The sequence below is a fragment of the Sphaerisporangium sp. NPDC051011 genome, from assembly GCF_040653595.1.
GTDB lineage: Bacteria > Actinomycetota > Actinomycetes > Streptosporangiales > Streptosporangiaceae > Sphaerisporangium.
On the sequence record NZ_JBFAGG010000008.1, the window covers coordinates 1 to 25,981 of the forward strand.

22 protein-coding genes are annotated in these 25,981 nt (G+C 70.2%); 15 read left to right on the top strand and 7 right to left on the bottom strand.

Features of this window, described 5'->3' with window-relative positions; all coding sequences use genetic code 11:
- The 5 genes from AB0H21_RS19360 to AB0H21_RS19380 form a co-directional block, all read left to right on the top strand.
- Positions 1-846: GAF domain-containing protein (locus tag AB0H21_RS19360; protein ID WP_358518062.1), on the top strand; the 846-nt coding region annotated here is incomplete at its 5' end.
- Positions 847-1,504: 658 nt separating this feature from the next.
- A complete protein-coding gene (locus AB0H21_RS19365) occupies positions 1,505-1,909 on the top strand; it encodes a hypothetical protein (RefSeq protein ID WP_358518064.1) in 405 nt (134 codons plus the stop codon).
- Positions 1,906-5,112 (top strand): AAA family ATPase, encoded by a 3,207-nt coding sequence (locus tag AB0H21_RS19370; protein ID WP_358518066.1) that lies wholly within the window; start codon positions 1,906-1,908, stop codon positions 5,110-5,112. Before AB0H21_RS19365 ends, AB0H21_RS19370 begins: the two co-directional genes overlap by 4 nt.
- Entirely contained in the window at positions 5,040-6,440 is a 1,401-nt protein-coding gene (locus AB0H21_RS19375; protein ID WP_358518068.1) for a WD40 repeat domain-containing protein, read from the top strand. The genes AB0H21_RS19370 and AB0H21_RS19375 overlap by 73 nt, the downstream gene beginning before the upstream one ends.
- Before the next feature lie 130 nt (positions 6,441-6,570).
- A complete protein-coding gene (locus AB0H21_RS19380; RefSeq protein ID WP_358518071.1) occupies positions 6,571-6,909 on the top strand; it encodes an immunity 51 family protein in 339 nt (112 codons plus the stop codon).
- 119 nt (positions 6,910-7,028) lie between these two features.
- On the opposite strand, the gene AB0H21_RS19385 is transcribed toward AB0H21_RS19380, so the two are convergent.
- Both AB0H21_RS19385 and AB0H21_RS19390 read right to left on the bottom strand, forming a co-directional pair.
- On the bottom strand, positions 7,029-7,196 hold the full coding sequence (locus tag AB0H21_RS19385; protein ID WP_358518074.1) for a hypothetical protein: 168 nt from the start codon (positions 7,194-7,196) through the stop codon (positions 7,029-7,031).
- A 19-nt stretch (positions 7,197-7,215) separates the two neighbouring features.
- A complete protein-coding gene (locus AB0H21_RS19390; RefSeq protein ID WP_358518077.1) occupies positions 7,216-7,971 on the bottom strand; it encodes an SDR family oxidoreductase in 756 nt (251 codons plus the stop codon).
- Positions 7,972-8,280: 309 nt separating this feature from the next.
- Between AB0H21_RS19390 and AB0H21_RS19395 the strand changes: the two genes are divergently transcribed.
- Positions 8,281-9,489, top strand: coding sequence for a low temperature requirement protein A (locus AB0H21_RS19395; protein ID WP_358518079.1), 1,209 nt, complete (start codon positions 8,281-8,283; stop codon positions 9,487-9,489).
- A 116-nt stretch (positions 9,490-9,605) separates the two neighbouring features.
- On the opposite strand, the gene AB0H21_RS19400 is transcribed toward AB0H21_RS19395, so the two are convergent.
- From AB0H21_RS19400 to AB0H21_RS19410, 3 genes are all read right to left on the bottom strand, one after another.
- Positions 9,606-10,286 (bottom strand): response regulator transcription factor, encoded by a 681-nt coding sequence (locus tag AB0H21_RS19400; protein WP_358518082.1) that lies wholly within the window; start codon positions 10,284-10,286, stop codon positions 9,606-9,608.
- Entirely contained in the window at positions 10,279-11,598 is a 1,320-nt protein-coding gene (locus AB0H21_RS19405) for an ATP-binding protein (protein WP_358518085.1), read from the bottom strand. Before AB0H21_RS19405 ends, AB0H21_RS19400 begins: the two co-directional genes overlap by 8 nt.
- Positions 11,599-11,684: 86 nt before the next feature.
- Positions 11,685-12,239, bottom strand: coding sequence for a hypothetical protein (locus AB0H21_RS19410; RefSeq protein ID WP_358518087.1), 555 nt, complete (start codon positions 12,237-12,239; stop codon positions 11,685-11,687).
- A 196-nt stretch (positions 12,240-12,435) separates the two neighbouring features.
- On the opposite strand from AB0H21_RS19410, the gene AB0H21_RS19415 reads away from it, so the two are divergent.
- From AB0H21_RS19415 to AB0H21_RS19435, 5 genes are all read left to right on the top strand, one after another.
- On the top strand, positions 12,436-13,944 hold the full coding sequence (locus tag AB0H21_RS19415; RefSeq protein WP_358518090.1) for a serine hydrolase domain-containing protein: 1,509 nt from the start codon (positions 12,436-12,438) through the stop codon (positions 13,942-13,944).
- A gap of 146 nt (positions 13,945-14,090) precedes the next feature.
- Positions 14,091-15,092: an ABC transporter substrate-binding protein gene (locus tag AB0H21_RS19420; RefSeq protein WP_358518093.1), complete on the top strand. Its 1,002-nt coding sequence runs from the start codon at positions 14,091-14,093 to the stop codon at positions 15,090-15,092.
- A gap of 147 nt (positions 15,093-15,239) precedes the next feature.
- Positions 15,240-16,007, top strand: a complete 768-nt coding sequence (locus AB0H21_RS19425; RefSeq protein ID WP_358518096.1) for a class I SAM-dependent methyltransferase — start codon at positions 15,240-15,242, stop codon at positions 16,005-16,007.
- Positions 16,004-17,083, top strand: coding sequence for an iron chelate uptake ABC transporter family permease subunit (locus AB0H21_RS19430; protein WP_358518098.1), 1,080 nt, complete (start codon positions 16,004-16,006; stop codon positions 17,081-17,083). The genes AB0H21_RS19425 and AB0H21_RS19430 overlap by 4 nt, the downstream gene beginning before the upstream one ends.
- Positions 17,080-17,886, top strand: coding sequence for an ABC transporter ATP-binding protein (locus tag AB0H21_RS19435; RefSeq protein ID WP_358518101.1), 807 nt, complete (start codon positions 17,080-17,082; stop codon positions 17,884-17,886). The genes AB0H21_RS19430 and AB0H21_RS19435 overlap by 4 nt, the downstream gene beginning before the upstream one ends.
- Before the next feature lie 11 nt (positions 17,887-17,897).
- Here AB0H21_RS19435 and AB0H21_RS19440 read toward each other — a convergent pair whose 3' ends face one another.
- Together AB0H21_RS19440 and AB0H21_RS19445 are read right to left on the bottom strand one after the other, a co-directional pair.
- Positions 17,898-18,314: a hypothetical protein gene (locus AB0H21_RS19440; protein ID WP_358518104.1), complete on the bottom strand. Its 417-nt coding sequence runs from the start codon at positions 18,312-18,314 to the stop codon at positions 17,898-17,900.
- Positions 18,315-18,507: 193 nt separating this feature from the next.
- Entirely contained in the window at positions 18,508-19,221 is a 714-nt protein-coding gene (locus AB0H21_RS19445) for a TetR/AcrR family transcriptional regulator (RefSeq protein ID WP_358518107.1), read from the bottom strand.
- Between the two features lie 218 nt (positions 19,222-19,439).
- Here AB0H21_RS19445 and AB0H21_RS19450 point away from each other — a divergent pair, with 218 nt between their 5' ends.
- From AB0H21_RS19450 to AB0H21_RS19465, 4 genes are all read left to right on the top strand, one after another.
- Positions 19,440-20,060 carry a sigma-70 family RNA polymerase sigma factor gene (locus tag AB0H21_RS19450; RefSeq protein ID WP_358518110.1) on the top strand — a complete coding sequence of 207 codons (621 nt, stop codon included), beginning with the start codon at positions 19,440-19,442 and terminating at the stop codon, positions 20,058-20,060.
- A gap of 271 nt (positions 20,061-20,331) precedes the next feature.
- Positions 20,332-21,675, top strand: coding sequence for an FAD-dependent oxidoreductase (locus AB0H21_RS19455; RefSeq protein WP_358518113.1), 1,344 nt, complete (start codon positions 20,332-20,334; stop codon positions 21,673-21,675).
- 58 nt (positions 21,676-21,733) lie between these two features.
- On the top strand, positions 21,734-22,024 hold the full coding sequence (locus AB0H21_RS19460) for an acyl carrier protein (RefSeq protein ID WP_358518115.1): 291 nt from the start codon (positions 21,734-21,736) through the stop codon (positions 22,022-22,024).
- Positions 22,008-25,981: beta-ketoacyl synthase N-terminal-like domain-containing protein (locus AB0H21_RS19465; protein ID WP_358518117.1), on the top strand; the 3,974-nt coding region annotated here is incomplete at its 3' end. The genes AB0H21_RS19460 and AB0H21_RS19465, both read left to right, overlap by 17 nt.

The window sequence follows — 25,981 nt, forward strand, 5'->3', positions numbered from 1 at the left end:
GGGAAGCCCACGGGGAATGGCGTACGCGCGGCGATCTTGCATTCGTGGCGGCGGTGCCAGGAGGCGGGACTCACGCCCGGCACTGTGCAGCCGCGCCTGCTCGGTGATCTTGATTTCGACTGCGGAGTGGTGCGCGCGGCCCGGCCGGTGTTCGAGCGGCTGCGTACCGTCGTCTCGGGTACCCCGGTGAGCATGTTCCTGGGCGATGCGAGTGGGGTCATGTTCCTGCGCAACGAGGGCGAACCGGCGCTGTGCCGGACTCTGGACGCGGTCGGCGCCGCGCCCGGGTTCCGTTACGCCGAGGCGGACATGGGCACCAACGCCTTCGGCTCGGCGCTGGTGGAACGGCGGATCTGCCAGGTCACCGGCAATGAGCACTTCGCGGAGGAACTGCGCGGCCTCACCTGCGCGGCCGCCCCGATACGCCACCCGCTCAGCGGGCGGGTGAACGGGGTCATCAGCGTCGTCGGGCCGAACGACACGGCCAACGCGGAGATGATGGTCCTGGCCCGGCGATCGGCCGCCGCCGTCGAGCGGCGATTGTTCGAGATGGCGGCCGAACACGAGCGGGCCTTGATGGAGGAGTTCCTCCGGGCGCCGGATGGAGGCGCCGCGACGGGTTCCACACCCCTGGACCTGTGCCGCCGTGATCGGCTCGCCCTGGAGGACGCCGCCGTGCGGCTGGTCGCACAGGGCCGGGCGGCAGTGGTGAGGATGGCCCTCACGGACGGCCGCACCGCCACGCTCGTGGCCCAGCCGATCACCGGCTCCACCGCCATCGCGGTGAAGGCATGGCTTGTCGATCCGTGCCGATGCGCTGGCAGCGGCGGCCCGCTGCGGTTGTGAGTGTTCCATTCGTGTCATACCTCGGTTTCACGGGCGAGCCTGGCGACATCTCCCGGCGGGCAGCGAGTGACGCCTCCCACACCCCGGTGAGGTCGTCCATCAACGTGCGGCGCATCTCGGCGGTGACGTGGGAGTAGCGGGCCTGGACGGATCCGTCCTCGTGCCCCATCCGCTCGTCCTTGAGCTTCGGCGGCGCGCCGAACTCGTCCGTCATCGTCTTGTGGGTGTGCCGCAACCCGTGCGGCGTGAGGCCGCGCGCGATCTGCAGCCAGCACGCCTCTGCCCGGCCGACGGCACCCCGACCGCGCGCAGTCGGTTCCGCGCTCGTCGTCGAACACGACGCCGCCCGGCTCCACTACGACGGCTGTTCCTACCGGCTCACCATGCGGCGGCGACTGTGGAACACCGGCGAGGAGCGGGTGACGCGGTACCCGGCGGCAGATCGGCCACCCGCTCGGTCCGTCGCCGCTACCAACTCCGCGCGGACGTCGAACCACCATGTCATGAAACGGGCGTTCGCCCCATCACGCAATCCGGGCCAGGAACGCCCGTCCGGGTGTGGCCTTTTTCGCAGCGGCGAACATCGCTAGCCTCGGGTACAGCAATTGACGGGTCGCGTTGACAGCCGCGTATCTCATGCGGTGAGAACGGGGTAGCCATGGACGTTGCGGTGATCGCGGAAGGCCCCGATGGAGGGGACCAACTCCGTTCTCTGCGGGACTGGTTGGTCGATTCTCAGGAGTTACGGGGGCGGGTCGACGGTGTGGAGCGGTCGCCGGAGATCGGCACGCTGGGTCCGGTGCTGGACGCACTGTCGGTCGCACTCGGCCCGGCCGGTGCGGCGACCGCGTTCGCCACCGGTCTCATCGCCTGGCTGCGCACCCGCCGTGGTGATGTGCACATCAAGGTGACGCTCCCGGACCGCAGTTCGCTGGAGCTGACCGCGAAGCGCGTTTCCGGTCTCGACACCGGCGCTCTGCAGCAGCAAGTGACCGAAGTCGCCGACCTGTTGAGTCGGCAACAAGGGGACAGGGACGAGCCCGAGCGTCGCGAGCTGCCATGACGGACCTGTCCGGCGCGGGCGTACGGGTCCTGCTGATCGCGACCGCCACGCACGAGGGCCCCCTGCTGCCGTCGGTGCCCGCAGTCGCCACCTCCTGCCAGGATCTGCGCACGGCCTTGATCGAACGCTGCGGGGTGCGGCCCGACCGCCTGCGCACGCTGCTCGACCCGGTCGACGCGCAGACCATGGCACGGGCCGTCGCCGAGGAGGCGCAGCGTGCGGACACCGTGCTGCTGGTCTACTTCATCGGGCACGGTCTGCTCGGCCCGGACGGAGAGCTGTACCTCGCGGCCACCGGCACCGACCGCCTCACCCCTGGGATGGCCGAGCACCAGGCTCTGTCGTTCTCCTCGCTGCGGCAGGCACTGGAGGCGAGCCGGGCGTCGTCCGTCGTCGTCGTACTCGACTGCTGCTTCTCCGGGCGGGCCGCCTTGAGGGGCAGCCAGTCCCTGCCTGCGCTCACCATGACGCCCGCGCACGGCATGTACCTCATGGGATCCGCGGAACAGCTGGCCCTCGCGCCTCCTGACGCCGCACACACCGCGTTCACCGGCGCGCTCATCGAGCTGCTGACGCACGGCGACCCACGCGGGCTCCAGCCGCTGACCCTGGATGCCGTGTTCGACGGGGTTTTCCGGGCGATGAGTGACCGGCAGGGGCCGCTGCCCCGGCGCCAGGCCGGGGACCGCTCTGGGCACCTCGTCATCGCACCGAACCCGGCGGTGCCCGCGCAACCGGGGCCTCCAGAGGAAGCGGAGCCCGCGCCCGGCCGCTGCCCGTATTTGGGCCTGGACGCCTTCGGGGTGGACGACGCTGACGTGTTCTTCGGGCGCGACGGCATGACGGAGCGAGTGTTCGCCGCGCTGACGGAGGTGGCCGGGGCGGATGAGCCGGGCCCGCTGGTCCTGGTGGGCCCGTCCGGTTCGGGGAAGACCTCCCTGCTCAATGCCGGTCTCACGGCCGGACTGCGCGAGCGAGGCTTGCTCGGCACCACCTCCTGGCTCCCTCTGCGCCTCACCCCCGACAGAAGCCCGCTCCGACGGCTGGCAGCTCGGTTCGACACCAGCCCCGAGACCGTCGATCTGGTGCGGGAGGACCCTGATCGCACGGCCGAGCTGGCCGAACGGCTGCTGGCTGACCGGCCGGAGAAGCGGCTGATCGTCCTCGTCGACCAGTTGGAGGAACTGTTCACGCTGTGCCCGGACCCGTCGGAACGCACTGCGTTCCTGCGGGCGGTCACCGCCCTGGCCCGGCCCTCGGGCGGGGGCCGACCGGGGGCGCTGGTAGTGCTCGCGCTCCGGGCGGACTTCTACGGTCAGGCGGCCGCGCACCCCGAACTGCTCGCCGCTCTGCGTGACACCCAGCTGTTGGTCGAGCCGATGACCCCTGACGAACTCCACGCCGCCATCGAGAGACCGGCGGCCGCCGCGGGGCTGGTCCTCGACGAGGGCCTCGCCGACGTGATCCTGCACGAGTTCGGCGCGACGGCCGACCGGCAGCCGGCCGCGGGGGCGCTGCCGCTGCTGTCCCATGTCCTGTGGGCGACCTGGCTGCGACGCGTCGGATCGCGGCTCACCGTCGCCCAGTACCGTGCCGCCGGCGGCATCGCGGAGGCGATCAAGACCACCGCCGACGACACGTACGACCGACTCGACCGGCAGGGCCGGGAAGCCGTACGGCTCATGCTGCCCCGGCTGGTGCGCGTAGGAGATGACTCCGCCGACACGGCCCAGCCCGTGGACCGCTCCGCGCTTCTGCACGGCCTGCCCGACACTTCGGCCGGACAGCGGGCCATCGACCGGTTCACGCGGGCCCGCCTGCTGACGTTGGACCACGATTCCGCCCGCATCAGTCATGAGGCGCTGTTGCGCGCCTGGCCGCGACTGGCGGAGTGGGTCGATGCGGACCGGGACTGGCTACGTGCCCGACAGCAACTGGCCGCCGATGCCCGGGCGTGGGAGCGGGCGGGGCGGGAGTCGTCGTTGTTGTATCGGGGGAGCAGGCTGGCCGCTGTTCGGGAACGTGCCGAGTCGTCACCGGCGAGCGCGGTCGAACCCGAGTCCGTGCTCGCCGAGTTCGTAGACGCCTCTTGGCAGCAGGAGCGCCGGAGAGCCCGCTGGGTCCGGATCGTGGTGGCGTCCCTCGTTGCCCTGCTCGTGCTCGCCACGTCCGGGCTGATCGGTTCCGTCATCTTCCAGCGGCGGGCCGAGCGGGCGGGCGAACGCGACCTGGCCCGGTACCTCGCCGCCGAGGCCGAGGGCCTCCGCGACCAACAGCCCGGCCTGGCCAAGCAGCTCAGCCTGATCTCGTACCGGACGAACAAGGACGCGGGGCGCGGCGCGCTGCTCAACAGCAGGCGCACGCCGGGCGTGATCAACGGGGAGGAGCCGGCCCACGACCTCGCCTACAGCGGTGACGGCCGGATCCTCGCGATTTCGGTCGGCGATGCCATCGAGTTGCGCTTTAAGGGCGGTTCCGAGCGGATCAAGGGAGTGGGCGTGATCGGCCCGGTCACGGTCAGCCGGGACAGCCGGACACTCGCCGCGGTCACGTACGACGAGCGTCGGCCGAAGACGGCGTGGGTGCGGCTGTGGGACATATCGGATCCCACGCACCCACGGCAGACCGCCGCGCCCCAATTGGACGAGGCCGTTCACTCGCTCGCCCTCAGCACGGACGGCAAGATTTTGTACGGCGGCCTGTGGATCGGTGGGATACGCGTCTGGGACATCGGCGACCGGGCCGCACCGAAGCCGCTGCCGACCCTCAATGCGCATTCCGCGCGGGTCGACTCCCTGGCCGTGTCCCCCAAGCGTGATCTGCTCGCCAGTATGAGCGTGGACGGCCGGATCCAGCTGTGGAAGGCGGCGGGCTCCGGGCGGCCCGAGCGGGTCGCGGTACTCGAAGGGGCGAAGTACGACCGCAACACAACGGTGAACCCGAGGCCGCTGCACCGGGTGGCCTTCGATCCCCATGGAGGAAGCTCGCGGCACCGGTGGCCGGGAAGAACAAGGATGGGCTCGGGCTGTGGAAGCTGGACGCGCCCGACAATCCCCAGCGGATGGGGCCGGCGGCGAAGAGCTCGACGGACGACTACTCGTTCATGCAGTGTTACGAGGGCGTGGACTCCGTGGCGTTCAGCCCGGTCCGCGAGTACGTCGTCGGGACCTGCGGCGGCAGTTGGCACATCCGGATCTACATGAAAACCCTGATTCCCGGCGCGATTCTGGCCGGGGAGTCGGCCGGGGGCGGCGGGGGAACGACAAACGAGCCAGGCATGGTCCTGTTCGACCCCAGCAATCCCCAGAGGCTGTTGCAGGCCACCGACCGCGGCGTTCGCGTCTGGTACCTCAGCAACTCCGCCCAGCTCGGGGCCGAGACGTTCATTCCGGCAAAGCCCGGAACCGGAGGTCAGTTCGACTACCGCTTGGCGGGCAAGAAGCAACTGCTCGCCCTCGAAGGGGTGGGCGTGAACTATCTGCTTGACATAACGGATACACCGGATTCATTCGTAGTTCTGGCCGTGACGCGCTCCCCTGACATGTTCACGGGCTCCGACATCGCCCTCAGCCCCGACGGGCGCCTCCTCGCCGATGTGGAGGTGTACGAGGGCAAAAAGGTCGACAAGAAGGGCAAGAAGGAGCAATACGTCGGTCTGCGGCTGCGCACGGCCCGCGAATACGCACCCCTGCTGTCCACCATCGACGAGTTGGACAACGGTGTGCAAGCGATCGCCTTCAGCCCCACCAAGCCCGTTATGGCGGTGTCCGACATGAACGGCTGGAAGGACAGGAACCGCAAACCACCGGTCGTACGGATCTACGACATCGCGGACCCCAAGCGTCCACGGCAGATCGCCCGGATCGGGGTTACGACCACGCACCTCGACTTCTCCCCGGACGGCGAGACTCTCCTCTTCACCGATTCCCCCTTCGCCGACCCCGACGATCCCCAACCCCAGGCCAGGGATCAGTTGCAGGGCTGGGACCTCACGGACCCGACGCACCCGGAGAAGCGATGGGGGCGGAGCGTACCGAGCGGAATCAGTTCGGTGTACGTCGCGTTCCGGCCGGATGGCAAGCTACTCGCCGCCTACTACAGCGACGGAACCCTGAGACTGTGGCACGTCGAGAAGCACCGGCTCACAGAAGAGGTGTCCCGCGTCAACATTGGCATCTACGACAGCCCGATCGCCTTCAGCCCCGACGGAGCCCGTCTCGCCCTGATCGCGCGGCAAGACCTGAGTGCCAACCCACGCCCGGAAATCTGGGACCTGACCGATCCGAAATCCCCCAAGCTGCATTCCTACTTGCCCGGCAACTCGTCCGGGCAGCTTTACGCACTCGGGTTCACCCGCGACGCCGATTCCCTCGCCATCGTCAGGGGCTCGGCGGGTGTCGACATCTGGGACACCAAACCGGAACGCGTAATCGAAGACCTCTGCGACGGAGTCGGCGACCCCATCACCCGTAAGCAGTGGAAACACTACCTCCCCGACAAGCCGTACAACCCCCCGTGTCGTTCATCCTAGTCGCAGGGCGCGCTGCCCAGATCGTACGTGCTCGCGTGGGTTCAGGAGGAACCGCGCACGGTCCGCGAGTCGCAATTCCAGGCTGAACGACCGCCTTGCGGCTCGGGATCGAAAGTGGCAGCATGCGCCGGTGCATCCATTGAGGCTCATCGAGTCGACCCCGGGAAAGTACTCGCTGTTGCTGGACGCGGGAACCACGCAAGTGGACAACGTGATCGAGGAGCTCGGTCACGAGCCGAACGGATATTTCTGGGAAGGCGTCGCGCAGGTGCTCGTCAGCACCGAGGCACCTGCCCTGGAAGGCCGGTTCTCGTACGATCCCGAAGGCGGCATGTTCTGCGCGTACGGAACGGACCGCGGCGCCCTGGAGGAGCTGGGCACCCGGATGGCGGCCATCGCGACAGACGCCGACCTCATGCGGCGGCTCGTGGCAGCCGCCGAGGCGGACGGTTTCGAGTTCGACGACTGACTCGCCTGCTGCTGAGCGACAGTAAGCCACTGTCCATCCGGGCGCGCTCAATCCGATGTGCGACCTTCCCACACACGGTCGGTCGAGCGGTCAGCGGCATGTGAGGACGTTGTGTCCGCTCATGATGTGCCTCCTTTGCTCGTGGTTTGCGGCGGCGCTCCGGGGTCGCCGGGCGGGTACTCGACGACCACTGTCATCGCGTGGGCACCCTCCGGGATGAAGGCCGGCTCGGCCTCCTGCAGCATGGTGAGCGCCGTCTGCCAGGCGGTCGATCTCGACGTGGGCATGGAACTCCCTCTCGTTGATCTACTTTCCGGCGGCGGTCCGGTCGAGCCAGTCGCGGTACCGGATCTCGCCGAGGGTGGCGCCGTCACCGGGCACCAGCGTCCGCTCGCCCGGCACGCTGCCGAAGTAGCGTGCCTGCGGGTCGGTGACCACCTCGCGCGGGTCGCCCCAGGCGGCCAGGGCGTCGCGGAAGAACTCGTCCATCCGGAACTGCTCGGGCCCGCCGATCTCGATCCGGCCGTTCAGTGGCGAGCCCACCGCGACCCGGCCGACCGCTTGGGCGACGTCGTCGCCCGCCATGGGCTGGAAGCGCACGGGTGCGATCCGCACCGTGTCGCCGTCGGTGGCCTCGTCGGCGATGCCGCGGACGAACTCGAAGAACTGCGTCGCGTGGACGAGCGAGAACGGGATCGGCGACTTCTCGATCAGCGTCTCCTGAGCGATCTTCGCCGCGAAGTAGCCGTTCTCCGGCATCCGCTCGGTGCCCACGACCGACACCGCGACGTGGTGGCCGACGCCCGCCGCAGCCTCCGCCGCCAGCAGGTTGCGGGTGGAGGTCTCGAAGAAGTTCAGTACCGCGGCCCGTTCGAACGACGGGGAGTTCGAGACGTCGACCACCACCTGCGCGCCCGCGAGCGCCTCGGCCAGTCCTTCGCCGGTGAGGGTGTTCACTCCGGTGCTCGGCGCCGCGGCGACCGCCTCGTGACCGTGCTCCCCCAGCTTCGTCACGAGCTTCGACCCGATGAGGCCGGTCCCACCGATGACCACGATCTTCACGACGATTCCCCTTCCTGTCCGCCGGGGCATCCGTTGCCGACCGGTCGCCAGCTAAGACAGGACAGCCCTCCAGACTTGTGACAGCTGCCGGAAAATTTCTGACCGCCGATGAAGCCATCGACAACGATCAAGATCTCTGCTCTGAACGCTGCCCGCTGACCTGCCGCGAGGATGCATCAGCAGCAGATCGCGGCGCCCGCCTTGTCACAGATCGGAATGCCGGCCTGTATTTTCACCAGGAGCAGCCGCGGGAGCGACAGGAGCGAGACCTTGCCACCAGCCGGTACGAGCCTTCGGATCCGAGTCCGGATGAGCGCTCGCCCCATCGACGAGCCTCACCGCGTCTCGAGCCAGCTCGAGCTCCTGTTCGACCTCACCTTCGTGGTCGCGGTCGCGGCCGTCACCGCCCAGCTCGCGCACACCATCGCCCAGGGCCACGGCCTCACCGGACTGGTCCCGTTCCTCCAGGTGTTCTTCGCGATCTGGTGGGCGTGGATGAACTTCACGTGGTTCGCCTCTTCCTACGACACCGACGACGTCGCATATCGGCTGCTGACCATGGTGCAGATGGCCGGCGTGCTGGTCCTCGCCGCGGGTGTGCCCGCCGCAGCCGGTCACTCCGACTTCGGTGTCGTCACGCTGGGCTACCTCATCATGAGGATGGCGCTCGTCGCCCAATGGCTGCGGGCCGGTCTCGAAGACCCGGCGAGCCGCCGCACCGCGCTGCGCTACGCCGCCGGCATCACCGTCGTGCAGGTGGGGTGGATACTTCGCTACCTCCTCGCGGAGACGGGCGCCCTGCCCTCGTTCTCCGTGCTGCCGCTCTTCGGCTGCCTGGTCGCTTTGGAACTCGCGGTGCCATGGTGGGCGGAACGGGTCAGGGCCACCAACTGGCACCCGCACCACATCGCCGAGCGCTACGGCCTGTTCACGATCATTCTGCTCGGCGAGAGTGTCCTGGCCGCGAGCAGAGGAGTCGCAGGAGCGCTCGAATCGGGGGAGGTCAGTGGTCCCTTCGTCGTCATCGCTTTGTTCAGCCTCGTCCTGCTGTTCGCTCTTTGGTGGCTCTACTTCCTCGTCCAGGCCGGGGAAGGTCTCCGTGACCGCCGTCATCGGTCGTTCCTCTGGGGATACGGCCACTACGGCATCTTCGCGGCCCTCGCGGCCCTCGGCGCCGGGCTCGAGGTGGCGGTGGAGCAGAGCGGGCACGCGGTGGAGGCATCACCGGTGGCACTCGGGTACGCGATCGCCATCCCGGTCGGCGTATTTCTCACCCTGCTCTGGGCGGTACACGCGCTCGTCGTCACAGAGCCCACCCTCCATCCCGCTGCCGTTCTGGGCTGCGTCGCCATCGTCTTGTCACTGCCACTCGCGACGGCCTGGGCCGGCGTCGCCGCCATGGTCGCGGCGATCTCGACGGTCTGCGTGCTGCTGGTCGCCGTCACGATGGCGACCGTCGCCGGGCGGCGTCCGTACGGGAAATCGTGGCCGCGATCCTCAAGCCCCAGCGAGCCGTGAAGCGGCCCCCTTACGCGACCCGGACAGGCGCGGCCGCACACCGGCGAAGACCGCCGCGGCCCGCTCAAGATCCGAAGCGGGCCACCCCCGGCAGCCGCGGCCCACGCGCGTCGTCGCTACAGCTCCGCGCCGAGATACCGCACGACGGCCGCGACCCGGCGGTGCGTGTCCTGGGCGTTCTCCAGGCCCAGCTTATGGAATATCGCGTTCACGTTCTTCTCGACGGCCGACACCGACAGATGCAGTGAGCGGGCGATGGCTCCGTTCGACTTGCCCAGGGCCATCTCGCCAAGGACATCCCGCTCCCGGGAGGTGAGACCGTCGGGCTGCGGGCGGCTGCGGTTGATCCGGCGCGTGATCAGGCCGTCGACCACCTTGGGGTCGATCACGGAACTGCCCTCCATCACCGCCCGGATCGCCCCCATCAGGTCATCGAGGTTCCCGACCCGGTCCTTGAGCAGGTAGGCGAGTCCATCGGTGCCGTGCCGGAACAGCTCGAAGGCGAACAGCGCCTCCCGGTACTGGGAGAGCACCACGACACCGGCGTGTGGGCGTTCGGCCCGAATACGGTGGGCGGCGTCGACTCCCTCAAGTCCGGAGCGGAGTCCGGAGCCGGGCATACGGATGTCGGTGACGATCACATCAGGCTCGAACCGGCGTACCGCGTCCAGCAGGTCATCGGCATTTCCGACCGCCGCCACGACACTGATGTCGCCGGTCGTCTCCAGCAGCTGCCGGAGACCTTCCCTGACCAGGTAGTGGTCGTCCGCGACCACGGCGCGCGTCCGATCACTCATCGACCGGTATCCAGGCATTCACGCGGGTTCCCTCCTTCGGAGCGCTGTGCACCTGCAGGTTGCCTCCGAGTGCGGTGAGCCGGTCCGCGAGCGGCCCGAGCCCGCGCCGGGGCACGGTGAGCGGGTCGAACCCCGACCCGTCGTCGGAGACGTCGAGCAGCAGACGGCCGTCACGTTGTGCCAGTCGTACCTCGGCTCGGGACGCGTCGGCGTGCTTCAGCACGTTGGCGAGAGCCTCGCCGATGGTGAAGTACGCGGCGCTCTCTATCTCGTCGGGAAACCGTCGCCGCCTCAGCCCGTCGGCGACGACGACCTCGACATCGATGGGCAGTCGACTGCACCTCTCCCGCACCGCCTCGACCAGGCCGCCCTGGGCCAGTGCGGTCGGGTGGATTCCCGCGGCCAGTTCTCGCAGGTCCTCAAGCGTGGCCCGGGCCTGCTCGCGCAGCCGCACCAGGGTTTCGGGACGGCAGCCGACCGCACGGGCGAGTTCCAGTCCGGCGATCAGTGCGACGAGCTGTTGCTGCACGCCGTCGTGGATGTTGCGCTCGATCCGGCGCCGCTCGGTCTCCTGGGCGTTGACGAGCCGGGAGGCCAGACGCGCACTGCGCAGGGCGAGGCCGGCCTGTGCGGCCAGGGCTGTGAGCAGGTCTCGGTCCCGGTCGGTGATGGTGCCGTCGGTCCTCGGACCACAGGAGAGACGGCCCACGGTCCGCCCTTCACTTCTGATCGGGACCCTCATCGCCGGCCTGTCGGTCGCGGTACCGGCCTCGGCCCGCGTGCCATCGTCGAGTTCGACCGCGACCCAGGCCGCCCCGAGTGCGGACCGGGCGACATGGACGAGGTGCCCGAACTGGCTGCCGGACTCCGCCGATGAATCCGCCGATGAATCCAGCGTCGTACTGACCTCGATGAGCAGTTCGGCCGCTGAGGGCCGGAACCCGAAGACGAGCCGGTCCGCGAGTGCCTCCAGCCACGCACGTACGGGCTGGAATACCAGCGTGACCAGGACGGACAGGGTCACCGCCACGGTGACCGGAAACCGCTCGCCGACGACGACGCCCAGCGCGGTGGCCACGCCCGAGTAGAGCAGCGCTATCGCGGACCACAGCAGACCGTAGGCCAGCGACCTGCGGATCACCACGCGGATGTCGAGCAAGTGGTGTCGCACGACCGCGACCCCCACCGCGGCCGGCACCGCACCGAGAACGGAGAGGACAACGAGCCAGTCCAGATGCGCCGGAACACGGCGGCCGTCGATGGCCAGAATGAGAACGAACCCGAAGATGTTGACCAGGATTCCCGCGGTCATCCAGTGAAGCTGTCGCCGCTCTGCCCGGGTCCCCCGGCGCCATCGTACGAACAGCCCGCCGAGCGCTCCGATCGCGACACCCGGTGTCAGGATCGTGGCGATGGCGGCCACCGCAGCGCCACCGAGCCCGCGGTGCCGGACAGTGCCAGCGGATTCGCCAGCGGTACGTCCGAATCGAGGCTTCCCGGGGTGAGCACGATGCCGACCGCGCGAACGGTGATACAGGCGCCGCCGGCCCAGGCGAGCGGGCGCCACCGCGGGGACGGCAATCGGCCGTCGGGAAACAGCAGCGGGATGAAGATCCAGACCAGCCCGTAGTACGCACCGAACAGCGACGAAGCCACCACGGCGAGGCCGAGTTCCGGGCCGGTGGCTCCGTTTCGGGCGGCGTACAGCAGATAGCCCACCCCCGCTCCGCCGAGTCCGAAGCAGGCGGCGGTCGCGAGCATCAGCCAGCCGTAGGGATTGGCGGGCCGGCGACTGGCTATCAGCCACCCCAGGCCGGGCAGCGGCAACCCGGCCATGGCGAACAGCCATTGGGACAGGGGGACGGGAACGCCCGTCTCGAGCACGCTGCCGACCACCGTGCCGGCCACGGCGATCAGGGCGATCACCGCGGCAAGGGGGCGTTTCCAGGTCACGCCCGGGATTATGGCAACGCGTCGGGCGGGCATGGCAATGAGGTTATCCACACAGTTCACGTGGCCGTCCTCAGTTCTCCTCCGGTCGACCGCCGCACGATCCGCGGTGGCCGACAGGGTTCGACTCCGGTCCGGAGGTCCCTACCTTCAAGGCCCGGAGGTGGACCTTTTGCCGACGACCACGACGACACCATCCATGCCCACGCATCCACTGCCGCGGAGCCGAGCAGTGGTGACCGCCTCGGTCATCGCGATGGCATTGCTGCTCAGTACTCTGTTGATGCCGCATGGCATCCGGCTTGGCGAGGAGAGCACCGGCGACACCGCACTGGTTCGGACCGTCCGGCAGGCGGCCTGGCCCTCCGCCGGCCACCTGGGGCTGTCCGTCGCACTGATCGACCACGGGACCGTCCGGCTGGCCGGCCTCGGCACGACCCGCGTTTCGGGCGGCCGGCCCGTCGACTCCCGCACCCGGTTCGAGTTCGGCTCGGTCACCAAGACCATGACCGCCATGATCCTTGCCGACATGGTGGCCAAGAAGGAGCTCAGCCCGAGGACCCGGCTCCGTGACATCTTTCCCGGCCGGACGTTCCGGGACCCCGAAGTCGCCGCGACGACGCTGGAGGAACTCGCCGGCCAGCGCTCGGGCATTCCGAGTGTCCCGGAATCGATCGGCGGGCCGGTGAACCTGCTCGCCAGCGTGCTCGGCGGAAATCCCTATCGCGGCCAGACCGTGCAGGACGTCATCGACGACGCGACGCGGTCCACGGCCGAAGGCAAGGGTGAAGTGGCCTACTCCAACCTGGGCTTCGCGATCCTCGGGCAGGCGCTCGCGGCTCACGCCGGTACGAGCTACCGCGATCTGCTGCAGCGTCGGATCCTGGACCCCCTGGGTATGCGGGACACCGTCCTGGTCGCCCGGCCGGCCGACGTGCCGGACGGCTCCGCCCGCGGCTACATCACCTCGGGGCACGAGGCGGAGCCCTGGTCCAGTGAAGGCTACGCCCCGACCGGCGCGGGTGGTTGGACCACCGGCGCGGACCTCGCCCGTTTCCTCGCCGCCACGATCAAGGGGACCGCGCCGGGGGCGGACGCCGCACGGCCCCGCTGGGCCATGCCCGACGGCGGCAGAATCGGTTATGCGTGGCGGACCACGGACGGCGTCACCTGGCATGACGGAAGCACCGGAGGGTTCTCCAGCTTCGTCGGGTTCGACCCGGAACACCAACGCGGTGCCGTCGTGCTGGGGAACACCTCCGCGTCCGTGGAGTACATCGGCATGCGGCTGCTGGGCGAGGACGGGCCGACTCCGGCACAGATGCTCACCGCCGAGCTTCCGGCAGCGGTGCTGACCGTTCTGTGCCTGATCGGGGCGGCTCGGACCCTCGAAGTCGCCACGCGTCGGCGGGGGCGCCGACTGCTCCCGGAGCCCGACCGCCTCAAGGTCGCCTCGATGAGCTGGCGCGCGGTCGTCCTGCTGAGCATCGCCTGGACCTTTGGTTCCTGGAAACTCCTCTGGCCACCGTTGTGGGCGCTGGCCGCCGCCCTGTTCGCCGGCGCGGTCGTCCTCGGCGCGCTGCGCCGGCCGCACCTACCCACGGCCCGTGGTCCACGTCCGCGGCTGCGCTGGGCCGTCACCGTTGCCTCCGTGCTCCTGTGGACGGCGGTGGGGGCCGTCGTCGCCACCGGGTGGATCGCCCGCTGACCGCCGGTCGGCCGTGCGCTGCGGCGCGTGCCAGGTGATGCCGCCCGAGGGCGACCGCGTCGTGTGGGTGGGTGCGGCGTGAAGTGCACCACGTGACGCTTTCGTCGCTTTTGCACCACCACTCCCTTCCTGTACAGTTCGCGAATATGAAAACCATTTCCATCGGGGTGGCCGGATGCCTGCTCGTGGCTCTTGCCGCCTGTGCGGGCCCCGGTGGCGCGTCCTCCAGCGGTACCCCCAGCCCTTCCCCGCGCGCCGCTGTGGAGCTGACCAGCTGCGGCCTGCCTCTTCGCGTCACCTCACCGCCGCGGCGGGCGGTCTCCATGGAGCAGGGCGCGACGGAGATCATGCTGACGCTGGGCCTCGCGGACCGGATGGCCGGCACGGCCTATCGGACGGACCCGGTGCTCGACGAGCTCAAGGGCGACTACGACAAGGTCCCCGTCCTGGCCGGCCAGTATCCCGGCCGCGAGGCCCTGTTGGCCGCCGCTCCCGACTTCGTCTACTCGATGCGCGCCTCCGCCTACGCCCCCGACGCCGGCGGCACGCGTCAGGACCTGGCCAAGCTCGGCGTGCCGGCCTACCTGTCCTCTAACGACTGTGAGGACCACGCGCTGATCCCGGCCTCGGTGTCGTTCGACGCCGTCTTCGCCGAGATCGGTGACATCGCGAAGATCTTCGGTGTCGAGGGCCGGGGCCGCGACGTGGTGGCCGACCTGCGCCGACGACTGGACACGGCCAAGACCGCGGCTCGCATCGGGACGAACGTGAAACTGATGTGGTACTACTCCGGCACCAAGACCCCCGCCATCGCCGGTCGCGGAGGGCTCCCCGACACCATCAGCACGTTCCTCGGCGCCGGCAACGCGTTCTCCGACATCACCCAGCAATGGGCGGAAGGCGACTGGGAGACGATCGCCCGGCGCGACCCCGACGTGATCGTGCTCGCCGACCTCACCCGTGGCGGCGAGGGCGACAGCGCCGAGGCCAAGAAGGCCTTCCTGCGTTCTGATCCCGTGGCCTCCAAGCTCACCGCCGTCAAGAACGACCGCTTCATCGTCGTGCCCGGCTCGGCCATGGATCCCTCGATCAGAAGCGTCAGCGCCGTGGAGCAGGTCAGCAAGGGTCTGCAGGACCTCTATCGCTGATCCTCGGCGGAGCCGCCCGCCCGAGCCGTACACACCCGGGCCGTAGCACCTGGGCCGTACACACCCGAGCCGTACGCATCCGGGCCGACGCCCCGCGGAAACCTCCCGTCCGGCATCTCTCACCCTCGCCGTCCCCAGGAGACCCCGATGACCGTTTCCCTCACCCCGCCGACCTTCGAGGACCTGCTCTCCCAATGGGAGCTGCAGCAGGCCGCCTACGTGGCCCACCGGGAGAGCCGCTTCCAGGTCATGCTGGACGTGCTCGACCTTCTCTGCCAGGCCGGTCCCACCGTGCTCGACCTGGCCTGCGGGCCCGGGTCGATCGCCGACCGGGTGCTGCACCGCTTCCCGGGCGCGCGAGCGGTGGCCACCGACTACGATCCGGTCCTGGCGCGGATCGCCCGGTCCGTGCTCGCACGGCACGACGACCGCGCCACCGTGGTCGAAGCCGACCTGGCGAGCGCCGACTGGTCATCAGCCCTGTCGGCGTGGACCTTCGACGCCGTGCTCAGCTCCACGGCGCTGCACTGGCTGTCGCCCGGGCAACTGCTGGCCGTCTACACCGAGCTGGCGCGGCTGCTCCCGCCAGGGGCCGTGCTGCTCAACGCCGACCACCTGCGCTTCGACGCGGACCGGCCGGTCCTGCGGCGGCTGTCGGCCGAGCACGACACCGCCGTCCAGCGGGAGGCGTTCGGCGGCGGCACCGCCACCTGGGAACAGTGGTGGGAGCTGGCCGCCCGCCACCCCGAGCTCTCCCCCCTGCTGCCCGAGCGCGAGCGGCGCTTCGCCGACCGCCCGCCGCAGCCACTCGCACCGCTGGAGTTCCACCTCGCGGCCCTGCGGACCGCCGGGTTCACGGAGGTGGGCACCGTCTGGCAGTACCTGGATGACTACGTCGTCTTCGCCCGGCGATGACCTCGCACGCACCCCTGCGAACCACAGAACCCGGCCCGGCGGCGCCAGGCACCGCCGGGCGCGGCAGGCGGTCGGGCGCGGTGTGGCTGGGCGGCGCCGGCCTGGTGGCCCTCCCGCTGTCGGTGGCGTTCGCCGTGACCGTCGGCGCGGCGGGCCTGTCGACCGGTGAGGTGTTCCGGAGCGTCGCGGCACACCTGAGCCTGCCGGTGACGTCGCTCCCCCCGCTGCAGGACGCGATCGTCTGGGAGTTGCGCCTGCCGCGCGTGTTGCTCGCGGCGCTGGTCGGCGGCGGCCTCGCCGTGTGCGGGGCGGTTCTCCAGGCGTTGACGCGCAACCCGCTGGCCGACCCCTACCTGCTCGGTATCTCCTCCGGCGCCTCTACCGGGGCCGTGGCGGTCCTGATCCTCGGCCTCGGATCCGCCGTCCCCCTGACGACGGGGGCCTTCGCCGGCAGCGTCGTGGCCTTCTGCTGCGTTCTCGCGTTGGCCGGCGCGGGGATGACGAGTTCCATCCGCGTCGTCCTGGCCGGGGTCGCGGTGTCGCAACTTTTCAGCGCGGTGACCAGCCTGATCGTCATCTGGGCCGGCGACGCGCACAGCACGCGGAGCGTGACGTTCTGGCTGCTGGGCTCGCTCGCCTCGGCGAGCTGGAGCGGCGCCGCCCTGTGCGCGGCGGCCGCCGGGATCGCCCTGGCCCTCTGCTGGGCCGCCGCCCCCGCCCTGGACGCCTTCGCCTTCGGGCGCGAAGCCGCCGCCTCCCTGGGCGTCTCCCCGGTCAGGACGCAGCTCACGCTGCTGGTCACCGCCGCGCTGTGCACATCGGCTCTGGTGGCCGCGAGCGGAGCCATCGGGTTCGTGGGTTTGATCGTGCCGCACGCCGTGCGCTTCGTGGTCGGCTCCCGCCACCGCGTGCTGCTTCCGGCCTGCGCCCTGTACGGGGCGATCTTCCTGCTGTGGGCCGACACCGCCGCGCGGGCGCTGTTCGCCCCTCGGGAGATACCCGTCGGCGTGCTCACCGCGCTGATCGGCGTGCCCGCCTTCGCGGCCGTCATGCGCCGAAGGAGCACCGCGAGATGAGCCTGGACGCCCACGACCTCACCTGGAGCGCCAACGGCACGCCCATCATCGACGGAATCACGCTCTCGATACCGCAGGGCCGTCTCACCGGGCTGCTGGGACCCAATGGAAGCGGGAAGTCGACCCTGCTGCGCCTGCTGGCCGGGCTGCTCCACCCGCGCGCGGGAACGGTGCTGTTGGACGGGCGCCGGCTCGGTGCGCTACCGCGGCGCGAGGTCGCCCGCCGCCTGGCCGTGGTCGCGCAGGAGACCTCCACCGACGTCGACATGACCGTCACCGACGTCGTGATGCTGGGTCGCATCCCGCACAGGTCGGGGCTCGCCCGCGTGAGCCACGACGGTCCGCACGACGTGCTGGAGGCCGAGAAGGCCCTGGCCCGGTGCGGCCTGGCCGGATGGGGGGAGCGCCGATGGTCGACGCTGTCCGGCGGGGAGCGTCAACGTGTCAACATCGCCCGCGCCCTGGCCCAGCGGCCCACCGAACTGCTCCTGGACGAGCCCACCAACCACCTCGACATCCACCACCAGCTCGACCTGCTGCGGATGCTGGCCGATGCCCCTACCACCGTCGTCGCCTCGCTGCACGATCTCAACCTCGCGGCGCAGTATTGCGACCATCTGCTCTTGATGGAGTCCGGGCGCCTGGTCGCTTCCGGCCCTCCGGCCGAGGTGCTGACCGAACAGTGGATGGAACGCGTCTACCGTGTCCGCGCGACGGTGAGCCTGTCGCCCGATGGCCGCCCCCATCTGCGCTACACCTCGCTGGCCGCCCACGACGAGGATCGCGGGCGGCCTTCGGTGTGAGGGGGTGGGCGTCAGCTCGTCAGGAGGCCGATGCCCAGGGTCAGGACGCCCGCGGCCAGGCACAGGGCGCCGATCCATAAAAGGACGAACAGGCGGTTGGGCTTGGTGACGTCGCGGCCCAGGGAGGACAGGAAGAAGCCGGCGGGCATGAGGATGGCGGCGACGGGGACGCCGAGGCGGGCGATCCAGACGGCGACGCCGCCGAGGTCGGTGGCGTCGACGAAGAGCAGGCCTACCAGGCTGAGGATGACCAGCACCCCGGCGTGGGCGTGGCCGGCTCGGGCGAAGGCCTGCTGGAAGGGGGTCATGGGCACCTCACCGCGGACGATCCTGGTGAGGAACCAGCCTCCGAATTCTATGGTCACGATCGTCAGCAGGATGGCACCGGCGATGTACTGGGTCTCCTGGCTGAGCTGCAGGGGGGTCATGGCTCTCCTGTGGGGGACATGATCGCGGGAAGTCGGCGAACGGGCGGGCCGGGACGGGGGTCACGCTCGCCGGACCCAACCGGCGAGCCGGAGCAGTGATACCCCGCCGAGGCGGGAATGGATCACTGTCGTGCCCGCCGGATGGAACCGGTGGGCCGGGACCAGTCTTGCGCCCGGCGGGGGTGGAGGCACGTCAGCGGCCGGTGTTCAGCGCGGACTCTGGCAGACCGAGCATGCGGGCGAGGTCGGCGAGTTCCGCCTCGAAGAGCGCGCCCCCGTGGTCGCCCATGGCGCGGGTCAGGCCCAGCGACTCGACGCACACCATGCCGAACAGCCTCAGCCAGCAGCGGGTGAAGGTGACCGCGGCCTCGGTGGACGGCAGGGGGATCTGCAGGCGTTCGAGTAGACGGTCGGCCAGCGCCTCGGTGTCGGAGGAGATGCCCGGGACGGACGCGGACAGCTCGTAGTCGTGCCAGACGTCGACGAAGACGTCCCCGAAGAGGCCGCCCACCTGGCGCCGCGCCTCCCCCACCGACGCGTCCTCCTCCTCGGGGGAGGAGACGACGAGGGCGAGCTGGAACTCCTGGGCGTGCTCGACGGCCCAGTGGCGCAGCGCGCGGCTGGCGATGATGAGCCGGCCCGCCGTGTCGGCCTTGTCGAGCTGGGAGATCGCGGAGTTGATGTACTCGGTCAGCTCTTCGAGGGTGTCGATGATGACCGCGTCCATGAGCTTGCGATGGCTGTCGAAGTAGCGGTAGATGCCCGGTGGCGTCATGCCCATCTCACGCGCCACCGCGCGGATGGTCAGGGCGTCGGGCCCCTGACTTGTCAGGATCTCGCGGCTCACGGAGATCAGTTCCCGCAGCGTAGCGTCGCGGACCCTCTGACGGCGTGGCGAACTAGTCATCGCGACCCCTCCACGGCTCGGTTGTTCGCGCGGATCCATCGGGCACCGTAGCGAATGATGCACCCCTGTCCGGTTCATCTCGTCAAGTGTTACCGGGTGTTAACTCTAGCGTCCCGCATTAGCGGAAGCATCTGGCCACAACGGATGTTACCTTCGATCGTAATAGTTTCCATGAAGGAGGCAGGCGAGTGGACGCGGCCGTTCAGGAAACCAGGCGAGTGACAGACGTGCACGGGGATGCGGCTCAGGTGAACGGCGCGGAAGCGGACCGCTCCGCCCGCCCGAGCCCGCGCGAGATGCTCACGATGGCGTGCCGCGCGGGCGACCAGCGGGCTTGGAGCGAGCTCATCAAGCTGTACACCCCCGTCGTGTGGTCCGTGGCCCGATCGTTTCGATTACGAAGCGCGGACTGCGAAGACGTCTGCCAGCTCACCTGGCTGCGCGTGGTGGAGAACATCGAAGGGTTACGCGAACCGGCGAAGTTCGTGTCCTGGCTGGTGACCATCACCCGCAGAGAAGCGATCAAGTTCATCGAGCGCAGTCGCCGGCACGTGCCCGTGGGCGACTACGCGCCGTTCGACGACTGGCCCGACGACACCGTGTCGGTGGAGGACACCGTCGTCGACCGGTGGCAGGACCCCCGCATGCTCGAAGCGTTCCGCGGTCTGAGCAAGCACCACCAGGCGCTGCTGGCCATGCTGCTGCACGAGCCCGCGTTGAGCTACGACGAGATCAGCGCCGCGCTGGGCATCCCCCGCGGCTCGATCGGCCCGACCCGCAACAGGATCCTGCGTCGCCTCCGCGACCGCGTCCAGGAGCGACCGGCCCTCGTCGCGTGACCCCCTCGTAACGTCGGCCGAACGCCCCCACTCGCGCCCGTTCCGGTTCCACGGACGGGCAGCCGTACCCTCTCCCCGCTTCGCCGGCCCCGGCGATCACGCCCCAAACTTAGTTCGTCTCCCGAATGACCTGCGAAGGTGACCGGTCCGCGCCGTGGACCGGTCACTTTTTCGTGAGGCCCCGGGATGCCGATCTTCAAAGCTCCGCGAACAAATCAGAAGAATTTTCCAGGAACCTGTATCCGGCCCGCCCGCCGGCCCCTCTTTATCCATGAGAAGCGCAACCGGATGGAGACGGAGGGCACGGGTGACTCCTCGAGTGGCGGTCGTCGGTGCGGGGATAGCGGGGATGTCGACCGCGTATCACCTGCGCGACGACGCGCACGTGACATTGTTCGAGGCCGATTCCAGACTGGGCGGCCACGCCAACACGATCGAAGTGCGGGAGGGCGACACGACCCTCGGGCTGGACACGGCCTTCATCGTGTACAACGAGGCGCACTACCCCATGCTCACCGCGTTCTTCGGTGAACTCGGGGTGCCGACGCAGGATCATCCTGGGCGATTCAGCTTCTTCGACCACGACCGGGGGCGCAGCTACGTCTCCGAGGATTTCGAGCTCGAAGAGGAGCAGATTCGCCGGCGCTATGACGCCGATTTCACGGGCCTGTGGCGCGAGGCGCGGCGATTCATGTCCGAGGCCCCGCGCGACTTCGTCCGGCGGCGCGCCGACATTCCCCTCGGGGAGTACCTCGACCGCAACGGCTACAGCACCGCGTTCCGGTACGGCTTCGTGGTGCTGATCTCCACGGCCGCCTGGTCGGTGCCCGCCGAGCGGATCTGGGAGATGCCGGCCAGCACGGTCATCGCCTTCTTCTTCGCGCACGGCCACGAAGGACTCGGCGGCCAGACCGCCCCCTGGCGCACGGTCACCGGGGGCAGCATCTCCTACGTCCGCCGGGTGGCCGAGCGGTTCGCCCGGTCCGGGGTGGACGTGCGGGTCAACGCCGCGGTGAAGCAGGTCAGGCAGGACGGCGACCACGTGGTGCTGTACGGTCCCGACGGCCCTGAGCGCTTCGACCACGTCGTCCTGGCGACCCACGCCGACGACGCGCTGGGCATGCTCGCCGAGCCCACCGCCTCCCAGCAGAGGCTCGAGGTGATCCGCTACCACGGCACCCGCGCGATCCTGCACACCGACGCGTCGGTGATGCCCGCCGACCGGGAGCGGTGGCGCAGCTGGAACTACGGCCGCGTCGGCGAGGGCGAGACCCAGCAGTCGTGGGTCGTGTACTACCTCAACGAACTGCAGCACCTGCGGGCGGAGAAGGACTACTTCGTCACGCTGGACTGCCCGCTGCCCGTCCGCGAGGACGCCGTGATCCGGGAAATGGCCTACCGCCACCCCGTTTTCACGACCGAGGTGCGCGCCCTCCAGCGCGACATCCGTTCCGTCAACGACGGCGACTCGCGCATCAAGTTCGCCGGCTCCTATTTCCACTCCAGGAAGATGGGAATCGACATCATCGGCAGCCACGAATCGGCTTTCGATTCCGGCGCGGCGGCGGCCGATGCCGTCCGGCGCACGGCGGGGATCAGCCCGACCGGTGAATAGGCCGTCCCGGCCCTCTTTTCCACAACACGTACGGAAACGGTTCGTAGCGAGGAATGCGATGACTAACCAGGTGACTGCCGGATCCGGCGCGGAACTGACCGAGAACGAGGTCCGTGAATGGCTGGTCGGAAAGCTCGCCCACCGGCTCGGCGTGACGGCCGACCAGGTGGACTCCGACCAGTACTTCGACGAGTTCGACCTCGACTCCACCGAGGCGCTCGTACTTTCCGGTGAATTGGAGAACTGGCTCGGTTTCGAGCTTGAAACGACCGCGCTGTGGTACCACCCCACCATCAACGAGCTTGCCGGATACATCGTGGAGAAGCAGCGCGATGCGACGGCGCGATAGAAAGCCACCCCAGACGGTCACCCGCGTCGGGTCCGCGCCCGTGGACGCGACGCCGGTGATCCTGGTGCACCCGGGCGCGCTTCCGGCCTCCGTCTACGCGGACCTGGCGTCCGCGCTGGCGCCCGGCGCGGCCCTGCACGTGGTCAACCTCGAGCACGTGCCGGGGTACTTCGAGGCGGCCCTGCGCGGGGACGCGCCCGCCACGTCGATCACGGCGCTGGCCGAGCACGCGGCCGGCGAGTTGCGCCGGCAGGGGCTGCTCGCCGGGCCGTGGTGCCTGGCGGGGTGGTCCTTCGGCGGCGTGGTGGCGCTCGAACTCGCCGGGGTGCTGGAGGAGTCCGAGCGGCCGGCGGCGCTCCTGGCTCTGGACAGCATCGCCCCGGTGCCCGAGTACACCCGCCTGGACGCGGACCTCGACGACGACGTGGTGCTGCGGTGGTTCGCCATGTACCTGGGCGCCCGCAGGGGCGTCGAGATCCCGGTGGGGGCGATCCCGAAGGACCGGGAGCAGGGGCTGCGGGCGGTGCTCGACAGCGCCCTGGAGTCCGGGGCGCTGCGGCCGGACACGACGCTGCCGGGCCTGCGGAAGGTGCTCGACACCTACCTACAGGGGCTGGTGCGCAACAACCGACTGGCCCAGGCCTACGAGCCGCGCCGGGTGCCGGTGCCGGTCGTCCTGGTCCGGCCCGAGCGCGGCCTGCTGGACGTGCCCGATCCGCTCGGCTGGGGCGGGCTCGCCGAGGACCTGACGGTGCTGGGGTGCCCCGGCGACCACTACACGATGCTGCAAGACCGCGAGGCGGTGGACCGGATCGCCGGGGCCGCGCTCGAACTGCTGGGCGACCGCGCCCGACCGGCGCGGGTCACCGGTGACCCCCGGCCCGCCGCCGACAACGCGACGCTTTCGACCGGAACGGACCGTGTCATGGACAGCGAGAACACCAAGGCCCGGCGTACGGGGGACACCCCGATCGCCATCGTCGGGCTCGGGGCGCTCTTCCCGCGCTCCGGCGACCTGAGCGAGTTCTGGGGCAACGTGGTCGACGCAGTCGACTGCATCGAAGACGTGCCCGAGACCCACTGGCGCATCGAGGACCACTACGACCCCGACCCCAAGGCGCCGGACAAGACGTACGCCAAGCGCGGCGGGTTCGTCCCCACCGTGCCGTTCAACCCACTGGAGTTCGGCCTGCCGCCGAACACCCTCGAGGTCACCGACGTGCTGCAGTTGCTCAGCCTCGTGGTGGCCAAGCAGACGCTGGCCGACGCCGGCGCGCCCGGCTCGCAGTGGTACAAGCCCGAGCGCACCGGCGTGATGCTCGGCATCACCGGCGCCAACTCGCTGACCCAGCCGCTGGCCACCCGCCTGCAGACGCCGGTGCTCAAGGAGGTCGTCCGTAGCTGCGGCCTGACCGAGAAGGACGCCGACGAGATCGCCGCCAAGTTCGTCAAGGCGTTCGCCCCCTGGGAGGAGCACTCCTTCCCCGGCATGCTCGGCAACGTCGTGGCCGGTCGCATCGCCAACCGCTTCGACCTGGGCGGCACGAACTGCACCCTGGACGCGGCGTGCGCCAGTTCGCTGGCCGCGGTGCACATGGCGGCGTCGGAGCTCATCTCCGGCCGCGCCGACCTGATGATCACCGGCGGCTGTGACGCCGAGAACACGATCCTGATGTACCTCTGCTTCTCGAAGACCCCGGCGTTCTCCAAGGTGGGGGACATCCGGCCCTTCGACGAGGCCGCCGACGGCACGCTCATCGGCGAGGGCATCGGCATGCTCGCGATGAAGCGCCTGGAGGACGCCGAGCGCGACGGGGACCGGATCTACGCGGTGCTGCGCGGCATCGGCACGTCCAGCGACGGCCGGTACAAGAGCATCTACGCCCCCCGCAAGGAGGGGCAGATGGTCGCCCTGCGCCGCGCCTACGAGGACGCCGGTTTCGGCCCCGAGACGATCGGGCTGGTCGAGTGCCACGGCACCGGCACGCCGGTCGGCGACCTCACCGAGGTCAGCGCCCTGCGCGAGGTGTTCGCGGCGGCGGGCGCCAAGCACCAGGACATCGCCCTCGGCAGCGTCAAGAGCCAGATCGGGCACACCAAGGCCGCGGCCGGAGCCGCCGGGATGATCAAGTCGTCCCTGGCGCTCCACCACAAGCTGCTGCCGCCGACGATCAACGTGACCAACCCGCGCGGCGCGATGGAGTTCGGCTCCTCGCCGTTCTACGTGAACACCCAGACGCGGCCGTGGATCACCGAGCCGGAGCGTCCGCTCCGCCGGGCGGCGGTCTCGTCGTTCGGCTTCGGCGGCACGAACTTCCACTGCGTGCTGGAGGAGCACGACCCGACCGGCGCCGGCCTGACGGTGCTGCACCGGACGGCCCGCGTGCACCTGTGGCACGGCGAGGACCCGAAGGCCCTGCTGGAGCAGGTCGAGGCGAACCCGCGCGGGCTGGACGAGTCCACACCGGTCCCGGCCGGGCACGCCCGCCTCGCCGTGGTCGCCCGCGACGACGCCGAGCTCGGCCGCCTGCGCGAGCAGGCCAGCGCGCGCCTCGCCGGGGACCCGTCCGCGGACGCCTTCGAGCTTCCCGGCGGCGCGTACTACCGCGGTTCCGCGGCGGTGCCCGGCAAGGTGGGCGCACTGTTCGCCGGCCAGGGCAGCCAGTACGTCGGCATGGCCGCGCAGGCCGCGATGTCGGTCCCGCCGGTGCGGGAGGCGTTCGACGCGGCGGCGGCGCACTTCGCCGGCGCCGAGCCGCTGGGCCGGGTGGTCTTCCCGCCGCCCGCCTTCGACGACGACACCCGCCGCGCGCAGGAGGACGCCCTGCGGCGCACCGACTACGCGCAGCCCGCCATCGGCGCCGTCTCCGCCGGGCAGTACGCCTACCTCACCGGCCTCGGCTTCGCCGCCGAAGGCGCGCTCGGTCACAGCTTCGGCGAGGTGACCGCGCTCTGGGCGGCGGGCAGCCTGAGCCGCGAGCAGATGTTCGGGCTGGCCCGGGCGCGCGGCGCGGCGATGGCCGAGCGGAACGAGGCCACCGGGGACGACCCGGGCACGATGGCCGCCGTCGCCGCCGACGTGCCGACGGTCAAGGGCCTGCTCGAAGGCCACCCCGACGTCGTGGTGTGCAACCTCAACGCACCCGACCAGACGGTGGTCGGCGGCGGTCGTGACGCGGTCGCGGCCTTCGTCGCGGCGTGCGAGGCGGCCGGGGTCACGGCCCGCCCGCTGCCGGTCGCGGCGGCCTTCCACACCCGGTACGTCACGCATGCGGTGGACAGGTTCGGCGCGGCCGTCGCCTCGACGGTCGTCGCGGAGCCCGCCATCGAGGTCTACGCCAACACCGACGGCGCCCGGTACGGCGCCAACACCGACGAGAACGCGCGGATCCTCGTCCAGCAGCTCGCCAACCCGGTCGCCTTCGCGCCCCGGGTGGAGCAGATGTACCGCGACGGGTTCCGGGTCTTCGTCGAGTTCGGGCCGAAGAAGGTCCTGACCGGCCTGGTCCGCGGGATCCTCGCCGACCGCTCCGACGTCGTCGTGCTCTCGGCCGACGCCGGGCCCGGTCGCGACGGTGACCTCGCTCTCAAGCAGCTCGCCGCGCGTCTGGCCGTCCTCGGCCTGCCGCTGGCCGGCTTCAACCGGTACCAGGCGACGGTGGCCGAGCAGCCGCCTTCCAAGGGAATGACGATCGACTTGAACGGCGTGAACCACGTGCCGCAGGCGCGCCGCCAGGCGTACCAGGAGGCACTCGAAAACGGCTACCAGGTCGAAGGGGTGGCCGCGAAAGCCGCCCCGGGCGAGCCGGCCGGCCACAGCGGCAACGGACACGACGGCAACGACGGCAACGCAGACACGGGGAACGGACACGTGAGCAACGGACACGCGGGCAACGGACATGCGGGCAACGGCGTCGCCCACTCGGGCGGACACGCCGCTAGCGGCCACACCAACGG